We start from the raw sequence: 18,071 nt of genomic DNA, 5'->3' as shown, positions 1-18,071 counted from the left end.
GTCGCCAGACAACAAAAAAGCCGGCAATCGCCGGCTTTTTTGTTGTCCGCAGGAAGCATCAGTCCGGATCGGCGCCCAGCTTGACCTTGCTGCGTTCGGGGAAGAACAGGCGCTTGAGCTCGGTACCCGGCTCGTCGGCGCGCATGAAGGCTTCACCGACAAGGAAGCCGAACACGTCGCTGACTTCCATCAGCTCGACATCGGCCCGGTTGAGGATGCCGCTCTCGGTGATCACCATGCGCTCACGCGGGATTTCCGGCAGCAGGTCCAGGGTGGTCTCCAGGCTCACTTCGAAGGTGTGCAGGTTGCGGTTATTGATGCCGACCAGCGGGGTGTCCAGGGTCTTCAGTGCGTGCTCCAGCTCCGGGGCGTCATGCACTTCCACCAGCACGTCGAGGCCGACGTCCTTGGCCACCGAGGCCAGCTCGGCCATGCGCACGTCATCCAGCGCCGAGACGATCAGCAGGATGCAGTCGGCACCAATGGCACGAGCTTCCACCACCTGGTACGGATCGATCAGGAAGTCCTTGCGGATCACCGGCAGCTTGCAGGCCGCGCGGGCTTCCTTCAGGTAGGCGTCGCTGCCGAGGAAGAAGTCGATATCGGTCAGCACCGAGAGACAGGCTGCGCCGCCCTCTTCGTAGCTGCGGGCGATATCGGCAGGGTCGAAGTTCTCGCGCAGGATGCCCTTGCTCGGGGAAGCTTTTTTCACCTCGGCGATCACTGCCGGTTCACGACGCTTGGCGCGCTCCAGCAGAGCATTGGCAAAACCGCGCGGGGCGTCAGCGGCACGCGCCAGCTGCTCGAGCTCGGCGATGCTCACGCGGGTGCGGCGTTCGGCGACTTCTTCGGCCTTGCGGGCCAGGATCTTCTGCAGAACCGTCGGCACACTCACTGTGCATTCTCCTCTCGGTAAACGGCGGTGAAGGCCGCCAGCTCTTCCATCTTCTCCCGCGCCAGCCCGGTGTGCAGGGCGTCGTGGGCCAATTGCATGCCTTCGTGCAAGCTGGTGGCCAGGTCCGCGGCGTAGAGCGCGGCGCCGGCGTTGAGCACGATCAGCTCGGCAGCCTTCTGGCCGGCCTCGGTCTTGCGCCGGCCGAGGGCATCACGGATCAGCTCCAGCGACTGCTGCGGGCTATCCACGGTCAGGCCGATCAGGCTCTGGCTCTTGATGCCGAAATCTTCAGGCTGCACTTCGTATTCGGTGACCACGCCGTCCTTCAGTTCGGCAACGTGAGTCGGCGCGGCGAGGCTGAACTCGTCCAGGCCATCGCGCGAATGCACCACCAGGATGTGCTCGCTGCCCAGGCGCTTGAGCACCTCGGCCAGGGGGCGGCACAGCGCCTGGCTGAACACGCCGACCACTTGGTGCTTCACCCCAGCCGGGTTGGTCAGCGGGCCGAGCATGTTGAACAGGGTACGCAGGCCCAGCTCGCGGCGCGGCGCGGCAGCGTGCTTCATGGCCTTGTGGTGGACCTGGGCGAACATGAAGCCGACGCCGACGGTCTCGATGCAACGTTTCACCTGGACGGGCTTGAGGTCCAGGTAGATGCCGGCAGCTTCCAGCAGGTCGGCGCTGCCGCTCTTGCCGGAGACCGCACGGTTTCCGTGCTTGGCGACCTTGCCGCCAGCCGCGGCGACCACGAAGGCCGCCGCCGAGGACACGTTGAAGATGTTCGCGCCGTCGCCACCGGTGCCGACCACGTCGACCACGTGCTTCAGGCTGTCCAGCTCGACCTGGTCGGCCAGCTCGCGCATCACCGCCACGGCGCCGACGATCTCGTCGATGGTCTCGCTCTTCATGCGCATGCCCATGAGGAAGGCGCCGATCTGAGCGTCGGTGCACTGCCCGGTCATGATCTCGCGCATGACGTCCTGCATTTCCTCGGTGGTCAGGTCCAGCTGGTTGACCACGCGGCCGAGGGCTTCCTTGATGTTCATGCGCGCACTCCGCCGGTCTGCTTGAGGAAGTTGGCCAGCATCTCGTGGCCCTGTTCGGAAAGGATCGACTCGGGGTGGAACTGCACGCCCTCGACGTTCAGCGTCTTGTGGCGCAGGCCCATGATCTCGTCGACCGAGCCGTCTTCCAGCGCCGTCCAGGCGGTGATTTCCAGGCAGTCGGGCAGCGTCTCGCGCTTCACCACCAAGGAGTGGTAACGGGTCTGGGTCAGCGGATTGTTCAGGCCGGCGAATACGCCCTGGCCCTTGTGGAACACCGGGCTGACCTTGCCGTGCATGACCTGGCGGGCCCGCACCACGTCACCACCGAAGGCCTGGCCGATGGACTGATGGCCCAGGCATACGCCCAGCAGCGGGAGCTTGCCGGCGAAGCGCTCGATGACTTCCAGGGACACGCCCGCCTCATTCGGCGTACACGGGCCGGGAGACAGGACAATGCGTTCAGGGTTGAGCGCGGCGATCTCGTCGACGCTCAGTTCGTCATTGCGAATGACGTGGATGTCGGCCTTCAACTCGGCGAAGTACTGCACCAGGTTGTAGGTGAAGGAATCGTAGTTATCGATCATCAGCAGCATGTCTGCTCGAACCTCATGATTGCACTGCTTTCGGATCGCGCCATCGTCGACACCCGTTGCGGCCTCGCGGGCTGCGCGAATCTGGCAATTATGCCAGCGGATGGGAGAAATGGACGCGTAAGAAGAGACCGGCGCTATGCCGGGAAAGAAGGAATCAGGCGCGCCAGCGCCAACGGGCGAATGCCTTGAGGAGGGAGGTGATGATGCGGGTGCTGTGGATCACGGTTGCGGTCTCGCCTAGCGATGGCCGAACAGTAGCCCAAGGCCGGGCGCCAGCGCAATACGCGTGGCGGCCCTGCCGACGAAGGTAGGAAGGTTCAGCGGCACGCATCGAGCGCAGCATGCAGGCGGGTTTCGTAGGCCAGGTGCTGCTGCCGCTCGGCCAGCAGCGCGCGCACTTTGGTTTGCAGGTCGTCCGCCGGGCGCAGGTCGGCGGTGGCGAATCGAGGGGTTTCGACAGCCGGCGGCTGGCACGGCACCGGGACGGCAACGCGAACTTCCACCGGCGCCGGCGCGGTGGATGCGCACCCCGCCAGAAGCAGCGCGGGGATTACCCGCAGCAGCTTCATGGCAACAGCTCCCGGTCGATCAGTTGACGTACCACGGCGCACTCCTCGCCTTCGCTGCGCTCCAGCAACAGCCGGCTGGCAGCGGCCTCATGGCTCTGCGCCTGTTCGCGGGCCAGTGTCAGAGCGCGCTCGGCGGCGTCCGCACGCTGGCGGGCAGCCTGCTCCAGCGCTTCGACCTGGGTGTTCTGCAGCGCCAGCTTCGATTCCAGAACTTTGCCGGCATCGCTGCAACGAGCCTGCTCCAGGTGCAGGCTATCCAGCTGCCCACCATAAAAGCGCGCGGTCAGCCAGCCACCGATACAGCCCCCCACCAGAAAGCCGGTCAGGCCCAGCGCCAGCCAGAAGCGGCTCATTGCAGAACCTCCAGCGCACGGCGCCAGAGCTGTGCCCGGACCTCCTGGCCATTCAATCCCCCATTGATGCGCCGGGTGATGTCCTCGAAGCGCACCGCATCAGCCAGCTCGTTGAGCCCGTTGCATTGCCACCACCAGGCGGCGGTGCGACACGCCCAGCGCGGCTCCGCCAGCAGCTGCGGGCGAGCGACAAAAGGTTGCGCGAGCCCTTCGCCGACAGAACGGTAATTGCTCCGCCCGGTCACCTGCAGCAGACCCCGTCCCCGAAAGCGCCAGCCATCGCCGGAGGCCTCGTCGCCGTTGCCATTGCGCCCGGCGTAGACGAGGTTGGCAATGCGCTCCGGCTGGTACGCCACCTCCCGCGCCAGCGCCGTGGGCGAGCCGTCGGCACTGCGGAAGCGCCGAGGCCAGACAACGGCCAGGCGCTGCGCGCTGTAGGTCAGGCTCTCCACGCAACGGGTCAGCTGCGCGCTCTCGTACCCGACCTGGGCGAGGAAGGCGGCAACGCGCGGCGGCGTGTCGATACCAAAGTCGCGCATCGCTGCCTCCAGCACCGGCAGAAAAACGCCCGCGACGGGGCGGGCGTTGGGCAGGATCAGCAGAAGCTGGCGTTCGTCGATGAGCATGTCAGCCGCCCTCCCCTGCCATTGCCTTGCCGTCGCTCCCGCCATTGCACAGCACGCTGGTCGTCCAACCGCTCGCCTGGTAGTGCTGGGTCACGGTATCGACCAGGTAAACGCCGTCGACTCCGGTCTTGAATCCGCTCAGCTCGACCAGGCACTCCGCGAAGAGATCTGCGCGGCCCGGCAGTTGCAAACGGACGCCGGCGGTCTGCCGGTTGAAGTCCGCCAGTCTCGACTTGGCCAGCTGCTGGGCTGCCGTCTCATTGGCCTGGACATGGCGCTCGACGTACTCGGCCAGTACCTTCTTCGGCGCATTCGGGTTAGCCGCCGTCACCGTGCGCAGAGTGCCGTCAGGCCCCTGGAAAGGCACGACCACCTTCGCGACCACCTTGCGATCGTCCAGGGTAAAGGTGAAAGAGCTGACATCCCCGCGCATGAGGCGCACGTTGTCCAGCGCCTGTCCCGAAGCACTTCGGCCCGCCTGACGGGGCATGACCAGCAACTTCAGGTCAGCGATCTTCGCTGTACAGTCGTACTGACGCGCCAGGCGGGTGATGAAGTGATAGTCGGACTCATTGATCTGGTCCGCGCGCGCAATTCGCGTCCTCACTTCGCACTCAGCCTTCCAGCCGTTGCGCTCGGCAATGCGGGCCACCACTTCGGCCAGTGTCACGTTCTCCCAGCTGTCACTGCGAACGGACTTGCCGGCATTGCGCGAGTCGCCGGACTTGGCCTTGATCACCAGCGTATCGGGCGCGCCGCTGAAGGTTACGGTGTCCACCGTATAGCGCCCCATCGGCGCGACACCCGTTTCGTCATAGCCCAGGTACAGTTCCAGCTGCGCGCCGCGCCGCGGCAACACCACAGTGCCGGCGCGATCATCGAGAGTGAGCGAAAGGGTGTCCGACTCCAGGCCATGCTTGTCGGTTACCACCAGTTCGAGCACGCGGTCGTTGACCTGTGCCGAGATGTCGCGGCCATCGGCGACGATGCGAAAGACAGGTTTCATGGGTCACCAGAATGAAAAAGCCCCGCTTGCGCGGGGCCGTGAGGGAGCAGGGATTCAATCCCACAGACGGACCTGCGGATTGTCCGGTGCCGCCAGTTCGGGCATGCGGATCAGCACGCCAGCGCGCAAGGGTTGAGGCTCGTCGGCCAGGCCCGGATTGGCATCGAGCACTGCCTCCACACAACCTTTGAGATGGCCGTAGCGCTGATAGCAGAGCTGATCCAGCACATCGCCGTCACTGCTGCGATAGTTCGTTGTCGTCGCCATAGCGGTTGAACTCCAGTTCGAAGGCTTGATTACGCGGGGCGCCATTGCTGAGCAGAGCACTTTGCGTCTCGCTGACCCTGGTCAGGCACCAGGTCCCCAGCGGATCCCCATAACCGCTGATCAGGCTCACCGGTTTGCCGCTCAAGGCGATTTCGCGCAGCTGGTTCGGTATTTTCCAACCCACGCGCTTGCCCGATGCCCGCGACAGGGCCGGCATCAGCGTCGCCTTCAGCAACAGCGACTCCGTACCAACGCCGACGTACTGCAGGGCGCCCCGACGGCCCAGCCGCGCCTGCTCCTTCCAGGTGAGCTGGCTGGTGCGAATCGTTGAATCGAAAGGCACCGTGTCGATGTTGAAGAAGAACTGCGTCTGCGAACCCACTACGTTCATGACCAGCAGGTGCGGCAGGGGAATCGCACACATGAAATCGCCGGGCGACAGTTGGGGCGACAGCGCCGAGCTGGGCAGCACCGAACCCAGCGAATCGCCGACCTTGCCGATGACCTTGTCCACCGCCTTCCTGGCCCGGTCCACCTGTTCCCCCAACCCCTGCATGCGCTCATCGATGCCCTTCAGGGCGCGCGTGGCGCTGTTGTAGGTGTTGACCACCTTGTTGACCTTGCCCTGTGCGCGCTCGATGCCCTGCATCGCGCGCTGAACCTTGCCCGCCATCTCCGGAGAAACACCCGGCAAGCCCTCGAGCTCGGCGGCCGCGCCACGGATTTCGCTGACGGCGCCGTTGACCGGCGCGATCACCGTGTCCAGGTCGCGGCGGCCATCCTCGGCTGCCCGGGCCAGCTGCGACAGGCCGTTCTGCATTTGTTCCCAATACGCCATATCGCCTCCTTAAACCACGACCGGATCGAACAGTGCATCGCGCTGCCGTTCCAGAGAGAAGTCTGCCAGCAGCTGCCGCAACCTTGGCAGCAGGTCATTGGCCAGCTGGTTGGGATCGTTGAGGTTGCCGGATACGTTGATGCTGATCTGCGGGGCGAAGGTCCAGTTCTCCGTGGTCGGCTCCTTGTTCGGAATTGCAGAGGAAAGGTCCGGTCTCAAGGCGCCGTGTCGTGGCGCCTGCTCGGCATCCTCGTTCCGATTAGCCTTGCTCGTATCAGGCATGCCGCTCCAATCTGGCAGCCCACCAACCATGGCACCGATGAATGGTCCAACCACCGGCACCATCCAGCCTCCCAGCATGCTGCCGGCAACGACTGCACCCAGAGCCTGGCTGCCCTCGTCATCGCTACGCACTTCGGGACTAGCCCCTGCGCGCGCGCGTCGGCGTGATTGCGAAGAAGCATCCAGCGCCGTGCCCCACGGTTGCGCCGCCGGGCCATAACCGACGTTATCCCAGTAGCTGCGTACGCCACGCCAGATGGTCGAGGGGCTCAGACTCAGGTTCGGCAGCTCCCGGGTTCTGGGGGATGCTCCAGGTTTCTCGGCAAGATGCCCGCCGAGCTTCATGAGTAGTTCCGAGCGATCGGCGAGCACGCCCAGGTCGACCGACTGGAGGCTGCGCGACAGCCCCTCCAGTCCCACCGTGGATGCAAAGGTCGCGAGCATGTCCTTCGACAGCCCAAACTGTCCTGTCGCAGCCGCCAGACCTGCTCCAAGGAAGGGGGTGGACTCTTTCAGCCGATCAGCGAAGAAAACCAGCGCCGGCAAGTTTTTATCAGCCAGCTCCAGAGTGACACTACCACCGGCCTGCAATGCTCCTGCCACGGCGTTTTCAGTCGTGCGGCGCAGCCCCTGGACTGTCCCCCTCCGCGCATCGACATCCGCTTGCAACACCATTGCCGGCTCGGCGCGCATCCCCTCGGGTTGCCGCAGGACCTGCGTCCACGGCCGACCGTCCTGCCCGCCATTGAGCCGACGCACCAGAATGTCGGCAGGTACATTGTCCTGGCGCGCGCGCCAGGAAATGACACCCAGGCTCCGCTCTACTTCCGCCGCACTGCCATCGCCATGGTCGACGACGTTCTTCACCAGTGCCGCCACGGCATCCGGTGCAATCGCCTTGCCGTACTGCAGCTTCGTCGCGGCCGGCAGGTAATCCAGACTCTGCCGGAGGGTGAGGCCGGCGTTCATCAACTGCCGGGTCATGTCCAGCGCCGCCTGGACATCAAGCCCGCTGTCCTGCGCCGCCGCCTCGACTCGGGCTTTGACGAAGCTTTCGGACGCGTCTCCCGGCGCCAGGCCTCCGCGCACTACCAGCTCCTGAACCCGCTGCTCGTAACGGTGAGCGCTGGTGAACGCCATCGAGAGGGCGTCCAGAGGGTTGGACAGTATCTGGAAGATGGTCGAGTCCTTGTCCTGCCAATCGACACTGACCGGCTGCATAGCGGTTGCTTGAGCCGCCGAGCCAATCTGTGCCGCGCTGCCAACGACACCTGCCGGCCCCGAACGTCGAAGCAAAGTAGCGATTTCCCTCAGTGTTTCGAGCGTCTGGCGAGCGACCTCGTCTCCCTCCCGCACATCCTGTTTCAGTGATTGATGCAGGGCACTACCCGGTGGCTCAGGGGCACCGTCTGCCATCGCCCGCCTTCCCTCGCCCTGCAAGCGCACAACTGCATCGGCAATGGCCAGTCCCAGAGAATCCTTCAGGGCCAGGCCGAGCGCCTGGCCCACCTCGGGGCCGAGGACCACTGTTACCTCATTGGTTTCACTAACATTCATTTCATTCACCTCCCTGACGACAAAGGGCACCGGTTACCCGGCACCCCCTGCGAAGCGAACTAATCCGCCTCCCCCCCGAGCCACCAACGCAGGTCGCTAAGGGTCATGCGTTCCAGTTCGCCGGCCGTGAAGCCCGACTCAGCCGCCAGTCGCCGCGCCAGCTGGCGCATCAGCGCGAAGCTCATCGCCGTCCTCTCGCACCAGGCGAAAGTAGGCGTGCTGCAGGCGCTGGTAATCGCTGAGCTTCAGTCCCTCCAGGTCCTGACGGCTGACCTGTACCAGCGAGGCAAACAGCTGCAGTTCGCGCTCCTCGTCATCGCTGGCGACCTTGCTGGCGAGGCGGATGTCGCGCACGGTCGGCGCACGCAGAGTGAGTGCGTCGACGTCGACGCCGTTGCAGGAGGTCGGGCGGGACAGCTTCACCACCGCCGCGTCCTCTGACAGGCTCAACCACGCGGGTTGCTTGACGGAGTCATGCATCACGGATCACCTCAGACGCCCAGGTCGTTGCGCAGCGCGGCGAGCTGGTCGACGCCGTTGATCTTGCGCACCGAGTTGACCGGATCGATCTCGAACATCTCGCGGCCTTCGACCTCGAGCTTGTAGTAGGTGACCGCCACGCTGTAGGAGCAGGCAGCCAGCTCATTGGCCTTCCACTCACCCGGATCGACTTCCTTGAGCAGGCCACGGACGGTGGCAACCACCGGTACGGTGCCGCCCTTCTGGGTCTTGAAGGAGCCGCGGAAGGTGCCGTTGAAAGAGCCCTGATCGCTCAGGCCGAAGAACTTCATGGCCTCGCGGCGCGCGCCATTGGTGGTGAATTTCGCCTCCATGGCCTCAAGGCCCATGTCGAGCAGGACCGGCGCGTCCATGCCGCCGGCACGGTACTCCTGGGTCTTCACCTTGAGGGCAGGCAGGGTCAGGGACGGTACGTCACCGGCAAAGCTCACGCCGTCGACGAAGAGGTTGGTGTTGGTGAGGATCTGCGGAATCATCTGGGGTTCTCCTTAAGCTGCGTCCAGGACTTCGGTGAGCCACTGATCGGTCACCTCGACGCGGAAGTTGGGGTTCTCGGCAGGCGGTACGTCGGTGAAGCGGATGTTCCAGTACACCTTGCCCTGGGCCAGCTGGCTGGCGGTGTTGAGTTCCGGGTCGGCGTAGACCTCGAAGTCGATCACCGCGCCCTGGTTCTTCAGGTCGCGCATGAAGGCCTGCAGGCCCTCGGTGACGTCCTTCACGTAGGTCTTGGTGATGCCGCGGTCGACCGCCCACTTGTGCCCGGCGAGGATCGCGTCCATCACCATGTCCATGGTCCGCACGCGGGTCACGAAGGCCCACTTGGCGTCGCTGGAGAGGGTGCGGTTGCCCCACAGGCGATAGCCGTCGTCACGGATGACGGTGGTGATGTTGGCGTTGTTGAGCAGGTTGGCGCGGCAGGTCTCGTCGCCGTCGAGGAACTCGATCGGCCGGCCGGTGCCGGTGATGCCGAGCAGTTCCTTGTTCGACGGCGAGGACCAGAAGCCGTACTGGCTGTCAGTCCAGGCGAACAGCGCGGCGGCGTTGGCCGACGCCGGTGCATCAACGGTGGCGCTGCTGGCGGTATCCCAGTACTGCACACCCGGATCGACCAGGTAGATGCGCTTGCTGCCGAACTCGCCGGCGTAGGCGATGGCCGCCTCGTCGGTGGTGTTCGGGCCGTCGACGATGGCGATGGCGCGCAGCTTCTCGGCCAGCGCGCCCATGGCGGTGGCCACCGCCTGGGTGGCGGAATGCTTCGGCGCGATCAGCAGGCGCGGCTGCGCATTGAAGCGCGACTTGCCGTCGAGCAGCGCCTGCAGGCCGGTACGCTGGCCGGCTTCGGTGACGGTACCGATGATCGCGGAAGTCAGCTGCGCAGCATCCTCGACCTTCGCCACACCCACCGCCACGACCACCGCAGCGGACTGGGTGAAGATGGCAGTGCAGGACTTGTAGATCGCCGACGCGGTACCGAACGCGGCAGCCGCTTCACGCAGGCTGGTGAGCAGCACCGGCACATCGGCCTGCGCGGTCAGCTTGGTATCGGGGGTGAAGGTATCCACCAGGCCGATGATCGAGGACGACGGCAGCGCAATGGTGCGCGCACCGACGTCGACATTGGTCACGGTGACGCCGTGAAAGAAGCTCATAGATTTTCTCCAGACATAAAAAAACCGCCGGGAGGCGGTTATGGATGCGCCGCCAAAAAAAAGGCGACGCCAATAGGGATTTCATTCGATCAACGACTTATTTCGAGTGCTTACCGTCTATGCATCAAGCCAACTGAGTACAAAGATTCAGGTTGTACCCGCAATTGGTCCCTCCAGCGGGCGCCAGGATCGAAAACATAAGGATGAAAGTACCGTCCTGCTTCAGGCTCCATGCATACATACCCAGCTGCAGTGGTGTCTCTACCGAGTAACCACCAACTCCATCGATGACGTATTTCGGTCGAGCCCCCACAGGAAGCGTGAAGGCAAGCATCTGAATGCTTTCCGGTACTGTGTTTCGCCCCATGTTCAAACTGAGATAGAGATTGCCGTTGGCCGTCCAACAGGTACTCACCCCGCGATTGAAGAAGCCGTTGGCGAACGTGATGGGGAAGGTCTGAGTAGTCGAGAACTTCGCAAAGGACGACTGCACGAATTCAGTCGTGGCAACCTTTTTAGTGTTATCGCCCAATGCTGCAGTTGGTGCCGTAGGGGTACCTACGAGCGCAGGGCTGGTCAAGGGTGCTTTGGCCTGGAGACTGGCATCGACGCTTGCTGCATAGCTCGCGTTGTTGCCCAGCGACGATGCCAGTTTTCCCAATGTATCGAGCGACGACGGCGCGGCTCCAATAATTGCGGAACCGGCAGCCTGAACAAAGGCGGTCGTCGCCAACTGCTGGGTGTTGCTACCGGCAGAAGCGGTCGGGGCGGTTGGCGTTCCGGTGAATGCAGGCGAAGCCACCGCCGCAAGAGGAGCAATCGCTGCTTGTGTGAAGGCCGTGGTCGCCAGTTGCTGGGTGTTGCTGCCCACTGCAGCCGTTGGCGCCGTCGGAACGCCACTGAACGCCGGCGAAGCCAGCTTCGCCAACCCGTTGGTGATGTTCTGGAACGCCAGCGCCGTGGTGCCCAGTACGATCACGCCATCGGTCACCAACTGCCAGACACTGTCCGCCTGCGCAGTACCGCTCTCCACCGTAACGGTCAGGCCCGGAGTGACCTCGCTGTTCTCGTCAGCATCGGTCGCGCGCTTCCAGACACCCGCTGCAACGACATACAGCCCGTTGTCCACGGCACTGGTCTGGTTCTTCACCAGCACACGGTCACCCGCCGCGAGCGCGACACCATCGACTGTCTGCAGTCCGCTCAGCGTGACGCTTGCGGTAGTCGCAGCGCGTACCGACTGTTTGTAGTCCAGCCGATTCAGCGCGGTGACGATGGAGTTATCCACATACTCCCGCGTCGCCAGCACCACGCTCGGGTCGATCTTCAGTTCCACCGAAGCCGCATTGCTGACGATCAGCACGATGCGCACGGTCTGGGTGCGGCCGCTGCCTTCGGCCAGTTGCGGCTTATAGGACGGCGCGCAGTTGGCGTAGGCGATCAGCGCGCCGGCTTCGTCGTACAGGCCCATCTCGCGGATCCACCAACCACCCACGTCCTCGGGGATGACCTGTTCGGCGATGATCTGCGCGCTGTTCGCCGGGTCGACGCTCAGGCGGTTCAGCGGTGCGCGGCGGACTTCGTTGACCAGCTGGGTGCGGCTTGCGTCCGGGGCCGGCACATCGCCGCCGCCGTCGCCCACGGCGAGCTGGGTGATTTTCAGGGTGGTGCCCAGCGCGGTGGCATTCGCCAGCTTGCCGGCACCGATCGTGGTGAGAAGTGCGTAGTAGGTTACTGCCATGGGTAGACACTCAAGCTATCGATGGTGTGTTCCCGGCCGGGCAAGCCGTGGCTGCCGATCGCTTCGATCACGTCCGGGAGGTAGGGGTAGACGGTGACGATGTCGCCGTCGTATTGCCCGGAGCCGACGTTTATCCGCCCCAGGGATTCCAGGCTGATATCCAGCCCGATGAGGTGCCGCGTGAGCGGCTTGGCGTCTTCGATCAGACGCTCCACCTCCTGGTACATCTCTTCGCTAATGCCGCTGTCGAGCACGCCGATGCGCAGGCGAAAGGTGCCCGGTTCGCCCATGGGCGAGCCCTGCCACCACTCGGTGATTTCGATCAGGTAACCCAGCGGCTCGATCACCCGCCGCAGCGCGGCGATGGTTCCCTTGTGCTGGTGGATGCGGAAGGCCGCAGCCACTGCCTTGCGCTTCACGGCCTCATTCCACGCCGGGTCCCAGCGGTCCACCGACCAGGCCCAGGCCAGATACGGCAGCAGCGCCACCGGGCAGCGTTGCGGGTCCATCAGCTCGCGCAGTGGCACCGGCAGGTCGGCAGCCTGTACATCGGCCAGCACGCGCTCCAGCGACGTCGAGTTGATCGGCAGCAGGCGGCTACTCATCGGAGCCACCCACGCGGATCTGGTAGCCGCTGCAGTACGCCGCCTGGGTCGAGTCGAGCACCACGTCGGCAGCCGGCTTGGCCAGCTCGACGCGCTGCACGCCTTCCACATGCAACGCGGCGAACAGCGCGCTGCGGCGAATATCACGGCCGATGCGGCGCTGGGTGGCGATGTAGCTCTGCAGCGAAGCCTCGGCAGCCTGCTGGATCAGCTCGGCCTCGGGGCCCGGATAGATGTAGAGCACCGCGTCGACCTGATAGGGCACGATGGCGGCGGACTGCACGGTGAGGCGGTCGCCGACCGGGCGCACGTCTTCGTCGTTCAGCGCCTTGCGCACGGCATCCAGCAGGTCGGCCGACGCCGCACCATTGCCCTCGGAAGACAGCACGCTGACCAGCGCCTCGCACGGCTGCGGGCTGATCGCCGAAACATCGGCGATACGCCCGTCGGCGCCGAGGGCGAAGGCCACGTAGGCGTTGCGCGGGCCGGCCACCGAGAGCTGGTCGAAGGCCAGCTGGGTGCGGTTGCGCAGCGAGTCGTCGCCCTCCAGAACCGCTGGGGTTGGCGGCGAGGTCGTGGCATCCGCCTCCTGGATCACCAGGCGCTTGACGTTGTAGCCGGCGGCCAACTGATCCAGGTCGCCCTGGGTCGCGTAGCCGAGCATCACGGCGCGGGCGGCATCGTTGATCCGTGCGCGCAGCAGCAGCTCGCGGTAGGCCGCCAGCTCCAGCAGCTTGACCACCGGATCGGACTCCACCGCAGCGGTCCAGCCTTCGCCCATAGTGCTGCGAAAGTCCGCCAGCAGCTCTTCGTAGAGCGTCTCGTAGTCGAGACTCTCGACCACTTGCGGCGCTGGCAGTTGAGACAGGTCGATCAGGCTCATGCCGCCACCTCCAGTCCGATCTCATCGCCCAGGTACACGCCGCGCAGGCGCAGCGAAACGTTGCCGGCGACCACTGCCACCACCTGCACCGAACTCAGGCGCAGGCGTGGTTCCCAGCGGCCGATGGCGCGGGCCACTTCCGCCTGCACCGCGCCCTTCCAGCCTTCGGTCACCGGCAGATCGACCATGCGCCGCAGGCGGCTGCCGTACTCGGGACGCATGCGCCGGCTGCCCAGCGGGGTGGTGAGGATGTCCTCGATGGATTGTTTCAGGTGCGCCAGCGCGCTCAGCGGCTGGCCGTTGCGTCGATCCATGCCGATCATGGCCGCGCCCTCCGTCGCTCAGGGTGCGCACGGGAAAAGTTGCCCATGGCAGGTCTCCAGAAATGCAGAGGCCCGCACGCGGCGGGCCCGGGTTGGAAGTCGAAGCGACTTCAATGGGTGTGGTGGTTGCTGTTGCCGGCGGTGTCCATGATCGAGCCAGTGCTGCTGATGTTGCCGTTCACCGTCAGCGCGCCCTGGATGCTCACCGGGCCGGTCAACTGGATGCTGGCGGCAGTAACGTTCACCGTGCCGGGGTCGATCACCACCTGCGTGCCGCCGACTTTCACCGTGGCGCTTCCGGCAGGCAGCTGCAGGTCATAGCGATGCGCTTGCCAGTCGTAACTGAGCACCGCGCCATCGGGGAAATGCCAGCTCTCGACCTCGCCGCGATTGTTCGGCGGCGCCGAGGCCCCGCCGAACAGTCCCGGCACGAAGGTGCCCATGGCGGCCACGCCGGACGGACTGAGCAGCACGCCCTGCTCGCCCAGGCTCGGCGCGCGCCAGTGCCGCGCGGCGCCGGCGGCCTGGGCATGCCAGCGCACCCAGGCGCTGGTCCACTCGCCGGAACGCACGCGCACCCGCGCCGCCGCCAGGTCGACGGCCACCACTTCGCAGGGCATGACCAGGGCCGCCAGCATGCGGTCGTGCTCGGCGCTCACGTAGTCCTGGTTCATTGCGCAGACCCTGGGTCGAAGTAATCCTCCTCGTGGCCGGGGCCGGTCTGCGGGTCGAAGCCGAGCCTGAGGCTGCCCGGCGGCTGGTCTTCCCAGGGCCACTCGGCCTCGCCCAGCAACATCGGCTGCTGCCATTCGACCAACCACACGCGGCAGGCTGCGAGCGCAGGGTTGTCGAGCTCCGGCTGGGCCTGGATGAAGCTCACCGTCTCCAGTTCCACCCCCCAGTTCTGCGCACGCAGCAGCGTCGCCAGTGCGGCGACATTGCGCAGCGCCAGCGCTTCCGCAGCGGCGTCATCGCGTGTCACCAGCAGGCGTACCTGCAGCCTGCAGATCAGTGCCGTCTGGCCATTGCCAGGGTCCTGGCCCGGAAGCATCCCGGCATACTCCAGCGCCAGCGCCGGGAGCGCCGCCGGGACCTGCTTCAGCGGGCCACGGAGAAAGGTGCCGATCTCGGTCAAGCGAGCGCTCAGCGTCTGCTCGACCGCATCAAGCAGCAGCGCCAGGGTCAAAGGTTGTTCGGACATGTCGTCTCCTTGCTGCTTCACTCTTGTCCGCGCTCGCTCGGCGGCAACTCGCAGACACCCAGGCGTTTCGCCGCCCAGCGTTCATAAAGGCCGACGGCGATCTCCGCACCGGCCGCCGCGGTCAGGCTGCCGATGGCGGCGGCCAAGGTCAGGGAAGCGCCGCAGGACATGGCCAGGAACATCACCGCCATGCCGCAGACGATGGAGGCGCCGGAGCGCAACGCCAGCCGCCGCAGCAATCGCCAGCCGCCCAGGCCCGCCTTGTCGGCGCGCCACATTTCACCGCTGATGCCGCCCGCCACCGCGAGCAGGATCAGCCCCCACAAAGGCACGTCGGCCAGGGTCTGAGGTTCGTTGCCCATGGGCTCACCTTGGATAAAGACGCCCGCGAACGGGCGAAACCGGCGGCTATCAGCCAACCGGGGATGACTGCCGGCGTGCTCGCCGGCCACCCGCCGCGAAGGCGGATCGAAAAAACGCGGGCATGAAAAAGCCCGGCTCAGTGGCCGGGCTTTTCGGGGTTTCGCGTTGTGCTCCCTGGGGACGCACCTTTACAAGAATGACTACTTTTTACCCCCCGATTCCCGCCGGAACAAGGCTTCTCGGGGAATGCGCTGCAATACGCAGATGACACACCGCAATGTGCTGTCGAAACGCCGAAATCCAACGTAGGAAATTTCAGAGCCCCTTGCTCATCAGCACAGTGGTGAAACCGCTGTGCCACTCCTCGTCCGGGTACATATCGACTTCCGCGTAGCCATGCTTGCCATAGAAGGCGCGCGCCTGCTGGTTGAAGGTGTCGGTCTCCAGGCGGATACGCGCATGGCCTGCGTTGGCGATGACAGTTTCGGCGTGCCGCAGCAGCGCCGCACCGATTCCCAGACGCTGATGACGGGGAGAGACATGCAGGGCATCGATGAAATCGTCGCGCCAGTCGAGCAGGCCGACCACCTCGCCGGCGATACAGGCAACCTCGAAATACGCCAGGCGCTCTCGCACATAGAGGGCGGTATGTGCGGATGACTCGAAGCGCGCGATGGCTTCCGCGCTCAGCTCGGGCTTCCAGGTGGCTTCGTAGGTTTCGCCGAGGATGCGCAGGATGGCCTCGGCGTCGGCGGGTTCGGCGCGGCGAATCAGGAGTGGCGTGGTCATGGGCCGCGAGCATAGCTCAACCGCACCCGTGAAAAGCCCGAAGCCCGGCGCAGGGCCGGGCTTCGTATGCAGAAGGGAAAGGATCAGGCGACGCGGCGCATCAACCGTGACTGGATGCTCTGGTGCGCTACGTGCAGGCGCAGGTAGAAGGTATTGCGGCTGCAGCGGCAGTGCCGGTATTTCTGCGAAGCCTCGCTGTCGCGATTGAGGTAGTGCTCGGTCACCACGTCCTTCTGCTCCTCGGGCAGGTGGTTGATGATCAGGTCCAGTTCCGCAACGCGGTCGAGAATCACCTTGCTGCCCCGCGTGCCGCGAATCATCTCGCCCTTGTTGGCCATCATCATCGCCAGCAGGTTGCCGCCGGCATAACCGCCGCCGGCACTGCCCGGGTTGTGCATCTCTTCAGCCCAGAGCTTGAGCATTTCATCGATGGGTTTGATCACGGCGTTCCTCCGGCGCGGCTCAGTGCCGACGCTCCAGTTCATCCAGGGCTTGGCAGTCGATGCAGCGGGTGCAGCCCGGCGCGGCCAGGCGACGTGCCGGCGGGATGTCGTCGCCGCAATCCTCGCAATACTCGGCGGAGCTGATGGCTGCAGGGGCGCGACGGCTGTGCAGCATGTCCTCGATGCGCTCCAGCATCAGGTCGTTGGCGTAGTCGGCGATATCAGCCACGGCGCACCTCCGCATCGGCGGGGGATACGGGCTGCATCTCGCAGTTCGGGTGTAGGTTCATGAAGGTCCTCCTGGCGACATGCCCGCCGTGGTCGCCGAGCTTCGGCCGCCTGGGGTGGTCAGTCGCGATCTATTCTTCGCGGACGCCGACTCGTCGGGCGGCATCCCTTGCCGGTACGCGGGCGGCACTTCCCTCGCCCACCCGCGTCCTCCAGCCTGCCCCCGCTCGTGACGGTCTGCAGGCAACCCACGGCTTGCTTGCCGCAGTGAAGGGGAAGCCGTTCGCCTCCCTTCAGCCGAACCGTTTTTCGTCTCTCCGGTGGGCTGCTGGCTTTTATGATTACAACCATAGCTATAATTAGTCAACACCAAAGCTATTTACACGCTACAACCCAGGAGGTAGAGTGCCGCCATGGACAAGACTCCCTCATCGACGCTGGCCGACCGCCTGAAACAGGCGATGGCCTCGCGCAACCTCAAGCAGGAAACCCTGGCCGAAGCCGCCGGGGTCTCGCAGAACACCATCCACAAGCTGACCTCGGGCAAGGCGCAGAGCACGCGCAAGCTGATCGAGATCGCCAGCGCGCTGGGGGTCTCGCCGACCTGGCTGGCCACCGGCGAAGGCACGCCGACGCCGGGCGCCAGCGCACCTGCGCCGCGCCCGGTCGATGGCAGCCCGCTGCGACTGGAACCGCTGCACCCATGGGATAGCGACACACCGCTGGACGAGGACGAAGTGGAACTACGCCTGTACAAGGAAGTGGAACTGGCGGCCGGTGCCGGCCGTACTGCGGTGCGCGAGATAGAGGGGCGCAAGCTGCGTTTCTCGTACGCCACGCTGCGCGCCGCGGGGGTCGACCCGGCAGCGGCGATCTGCGCACAACTCACCGGCAACAGCATGGAGCCGCTGATCATGGATGGCTCCACCATCGGCATCGACACGGCCACCACGCACATCACCGACGGCGAGATCTACGCCCTGGAACACGAGGGCATGCTGCGGGTGAAGTTCGTCTACCGCCTGCCCGGCGGCGGCATCCGCCTGCGCAGCTTCAACCGCGACGAATACCCCGACGAGGAGTACCCGGCGGAGCAGTTCGACAGCGGGCAGATCCGCCTGATCGGCTGGGTCTTCTGGTGGTCCACCGTGCGCCATCGCCGCGCACCGACCCTGGTTCGCTGAGCCCGTTTCGCCATGAAAAAGCCCCGCTTCGGCGGGGTTTTTCCTGGGTGTCGATTGAAGAGAAATACAACCTTTGCTATATTTGCTTCTGTCGCCACCACCATCGGAACA

At 65.1% G+C, this 18,071-nt stretch carries 24 protein-coding genes; 1 reads left to right on the top strand and 23 read right to left on the bottom strand.

What is annotated here, in order from left to right:
- Positions 1-58: 58 nt before the first annotated feature.
- The 23 genes from trpC to IB275_RS02825 all read right to left on the bottom strand — a co-directional run bounded on the left by trpC (position 59) and on the right by IB275_RS02825 (position 16,777).
- Positions 59-895, bottom strand: a complete 837-nt coding sequence (gene trpC, locus IB275_RS02935) for an indole-3-glycerol phosphate synthase TrpC (RefSeq protein ID WP_192296215.1) — start codon at positions 893-895, stop codon at positions 59-61.
- Positions 892-1,941 carry an anthranilate phosphoribosyltransferase gene (gene trpD, locus IB275_RS02930; protein ID WP_081520758.1) on the bottom strand — a complete coding sequence of 350 codons (1,050 nt, stop codon included), beginning with the start codon at positions 1,939-1,941 and terminating at the stop codon, positions 892-894. The genes trpC and trpD overlap by 4 nt, the downstream gene beginning before the upstream one ends.
- On the bottom strand, positions 1,938-2,534 hold the full coding sequence (locus IB275_RS02925) for an aminodeoxychorismate/anthranilate synthase component II (protein WP_192296216.1): 597 nt from the start codon (positions 2,532-2,534) through the stop codon (positions 1,938-1,940). Before IB275_RS02925 ends, trpD begins: the two co-directional genes overlap by 4 nt.
- A 317-nt stretch (positions 2,535-2,851) precedes the next feature.
- On the bottom strand, positions 2,852-3,103 hold the full coding sequence (locus tag IB275_RS02920) for a hypothetical protein (protein ID WP_192296217.1): 252 nt from the start codon (positions 3,101-3,103) through the stop codon (positions 2,852-2,854).
- Complete coding sequence (locus IB275_RS02915; RefSeq protein ID WP_192296218.1) at positions 3,100-3,456, bottom strand: hypothetical protein; 357 nt, start codon at positions 3,454-3,456, stop codon at positions 3,100-3,102. The genes IB275_RS02920 and IB275_RS02915 overlap by 4 nt, the downstream gene beginning before the upstream one ends.
- Positions 3,453-4,082, bottom strand: coding sequence for a glycoside hydrolase family 19 protein (locus tag IB275_RS02910; RefSeq protein ID WP_192296219.1), 630 nt, complete (start codon positions 4,080-4,082; stop codon positions 3,453-3,455). Before IB275_RS02910 ends, IB275_RS02915 begins: the two co-directional genes overlap by 4 nt.
- Position 4,083: 1 nt before the next feature.
- Complete coding sequence (locus IB275_RS02905) at positions 4,084-5,088, bottom strand: phage late control D family protein (RefSeq protein WP_192296220.1); 1,005 nt, start codon at positions 5,086-5,088, stop codon at positions 4,084-4,086.
- A 54-nt stretch (positions 5,089-5,142) separates the two neighbouring features.
- Entirely contained in the window at positions 5,143-5,355 is a 213-nt protein-coding gene (locus IB275_RS02900; RefSeq protein ID WP_192296221.1) for a tail protein X, read from the bottom strand.
- Entirely contained in the window at positions 5,324-6,193 is an 870-nt protein-coding gene (locus IB275_RS02895) for a phage tail protein (protein WP_192296222.1), read from the bottom strand. The genes IB275_RS02900 and IB275_RS02895 overlap by 32 nt, the downstream gene beginning before the upstream one ends.
- Positions 6,194-6,202: 9 nt before the next feature.
- On the bottom strand, positions 6,203-8,032 hold the full coding sequence (locus IB275_RS02890) for a hypothetical protein (protein WP_192296223.1): 1,830 nt from the start codon (positions 8,030-8,032) through the stop codon (positions 6,203-6,205).
- A 138-nt stretch (positions 8,033-8,170) separates the two neighbouring features.
- On the bottom strand, positions 8,171-8,512 hold the full coding sequence (locus tag IB275_RS02885; RefSeq protein WP_192296224.1) for a phage tail assembly protein: 342 nt from the start codon (positions 8,510-8,512) through the stop codon (positions 8,171-8,173).
- An 11-nt stretch (positions 8,513-8,523) separates the two neighbouring features.
- Positions 8,524-9,027: a phage major tail tube protein gene (locus IB275_RS02880; protein ID WP_192296225.1), complete on the bottom strand. Its 504-nt coding sequence runs from the start codon at positions 9,025-9,027 to the stop codon at positions 8,524-8,526.
- A gap of 12 nt (positions 9,028-9,039) precedes the next feature.
- Positions 9,040-10,200, bottom strand: a complete 1,161-nt coding sequence (locus IB275_RS02875; RefSeq protein WP_192296226.1) for a phage tail sheath subtilisin-like domain-containing protein — start codon at positions 10,198-10,200, stop codon at positions 9,040-9,042.
- A gap of 124 nt (positions 10,201-10,324) precedes the next feature.
- Entirely contained in the window at positions 10,325-11,941 is a 1,617-nt protein-coding gene (locus tag IB275_RS02870) for a phage tail protein (protein WP_192296227.1), read from the bottom strand.
- Positions 11,932-12,546, bottom strand: a complete 615-nt coding sequence (locus tag IB275_RS02865; protein WP_192296228.1) for a phage tail protein I — start codon at positions 12,544-12,546, stop codon at positions 11,932-11,934. Before IB275_RS02865 ends, IB275_RS02870 begins: the two co-directional genes overlap by 10 nt.
- Positions 12,539-13,429 carry a baseplate assembly protein gene (locus tag IB275_RS02860; RefSeq protein WP_192296229.1) on the bottom strand — a complete coding sequence of 297 codons (891 nt, stop codon included), beginning with the start codon at positions 13,427-13,429 and terminating at the stop codon, positions 12,539-12,541. The genes IB275_RS02865 and IB275_RS02860 overlap by 8 nt, the downstream gene beginning before the upstream one ends.
- Complete coding sequence (locus IB275_RS02855) at positions 13,426-13,752, bottom strand: GPW/gp25 family protein (RefSeq protein WP_192296230.1); 327 nt, start codon at positions 13,750-13,752, stop codon at positions 13,426-13,428. The genes IB275_RS02860 and IB275_RS02855 overlap by 4 nt, the downstream gene beginning before the upstream one ends.
- Before the next feature lie 110 nt (positions 13,753-13,862).
- Positions 13,863-14,426, bottom strand: a complete 564-nt coding sequence (locus IB275_RS02850) for a phage baseplate assembly protein V (protein WP_192296231.1) — start codon at positions 14,424-14,426, stop codon at positions 13,863-13,865.
- On the bottom strand, positions 14,423-14,953 hold the full coding sequence (locus IB275_RS02845; RefSeq protein ID WP_192296232.1) for a hypothetical protein: 531 nt from the start codon (positions 14,951-14,953) through the stop codon (positions 14,423-14,425). Before IB275_RS02845 ends, IB275_RS02850 begins: the two co-directional genes overlap by 4 nt.
- A gap of 17 nt (positions 14,954-14,970) precedes the next feature.
- The gene (locus IB275_RS02840) at positions 14,971-15,315 is read right to left on the bottom strand and encodes a phage holin family protein (RefSeq protein ID WP_169942383.1); all 345 of its coding nucleotides are present in this window, start codon (positions 15,313-15,315) and stop codon (positions 14,971-14,973) included.
- 316 nt (positions 15,316-15,631) lie between these two features.
- The gene (locus IB275_RS02835; RefSeq protein ID WP_192296233.1) at positions 15,632-16,105 is read right to left on the bottom strand and encodes a GNAT family N-acetyltransferase; all 474 of its coding nucleotides are present in this window, start codon (positions 16,103-16,105) and stop codon (positions 15,632-15,634) included.
- A gap of 83 nt (positions 16,106-16,188) precedes the next feature.
- Positions 16,189-16,548, bottom strand: coding sequence for a PA0613 family protein (locus IB275_RS02830; RefSeq protein WP_192296234.1), 360 nt, complete (start codon positions 16,546-16,548; stop codon positions 16,189-16,191).
- A gap of 19 nt (positions 16,549-16,567) precedes the next feature.
- A complete protein-coding gene (locus IB275_RS02825) occupies positions 16,568-16,777 on the bottom strand; it encodes a TraR/DksA C4-type zinc finger protein (RefSeq protein WP_192296235.1) in 210 nt (69 codons plus the stop codon).
- Positions 16,778-17,189: 412 nt separating this feature from the next.
- Between IB275_RS02825 and IB275_RS02820 the strand changes: the two genes are divergently transcribed.
- Entirely contained in the window at positions 17,190-17,960 is a 771-nt protein-coding gene (locus tag IB275_RS02820; protein ID WP_192296236.1) for an XRE family transcriptional regulator, read from the top strand.
- Positions 17,961-18,071 lie beyond the last annotated feature (111 nt).

Source organism: Pseudomonas sp. PDM21 (assembly GCF_014852505.2).
Lineage (GTDB): Bacteria > Pseudomonadota > Gammaproteobacteria > Pseudomonadales > Pseudomonadaceae > Pseudomonas.
The sequence above is the reverse complement of the archived record's forward strand: the minus strand, read 5'-3'. Positions and strand labels throughout refer to the sequence as shown.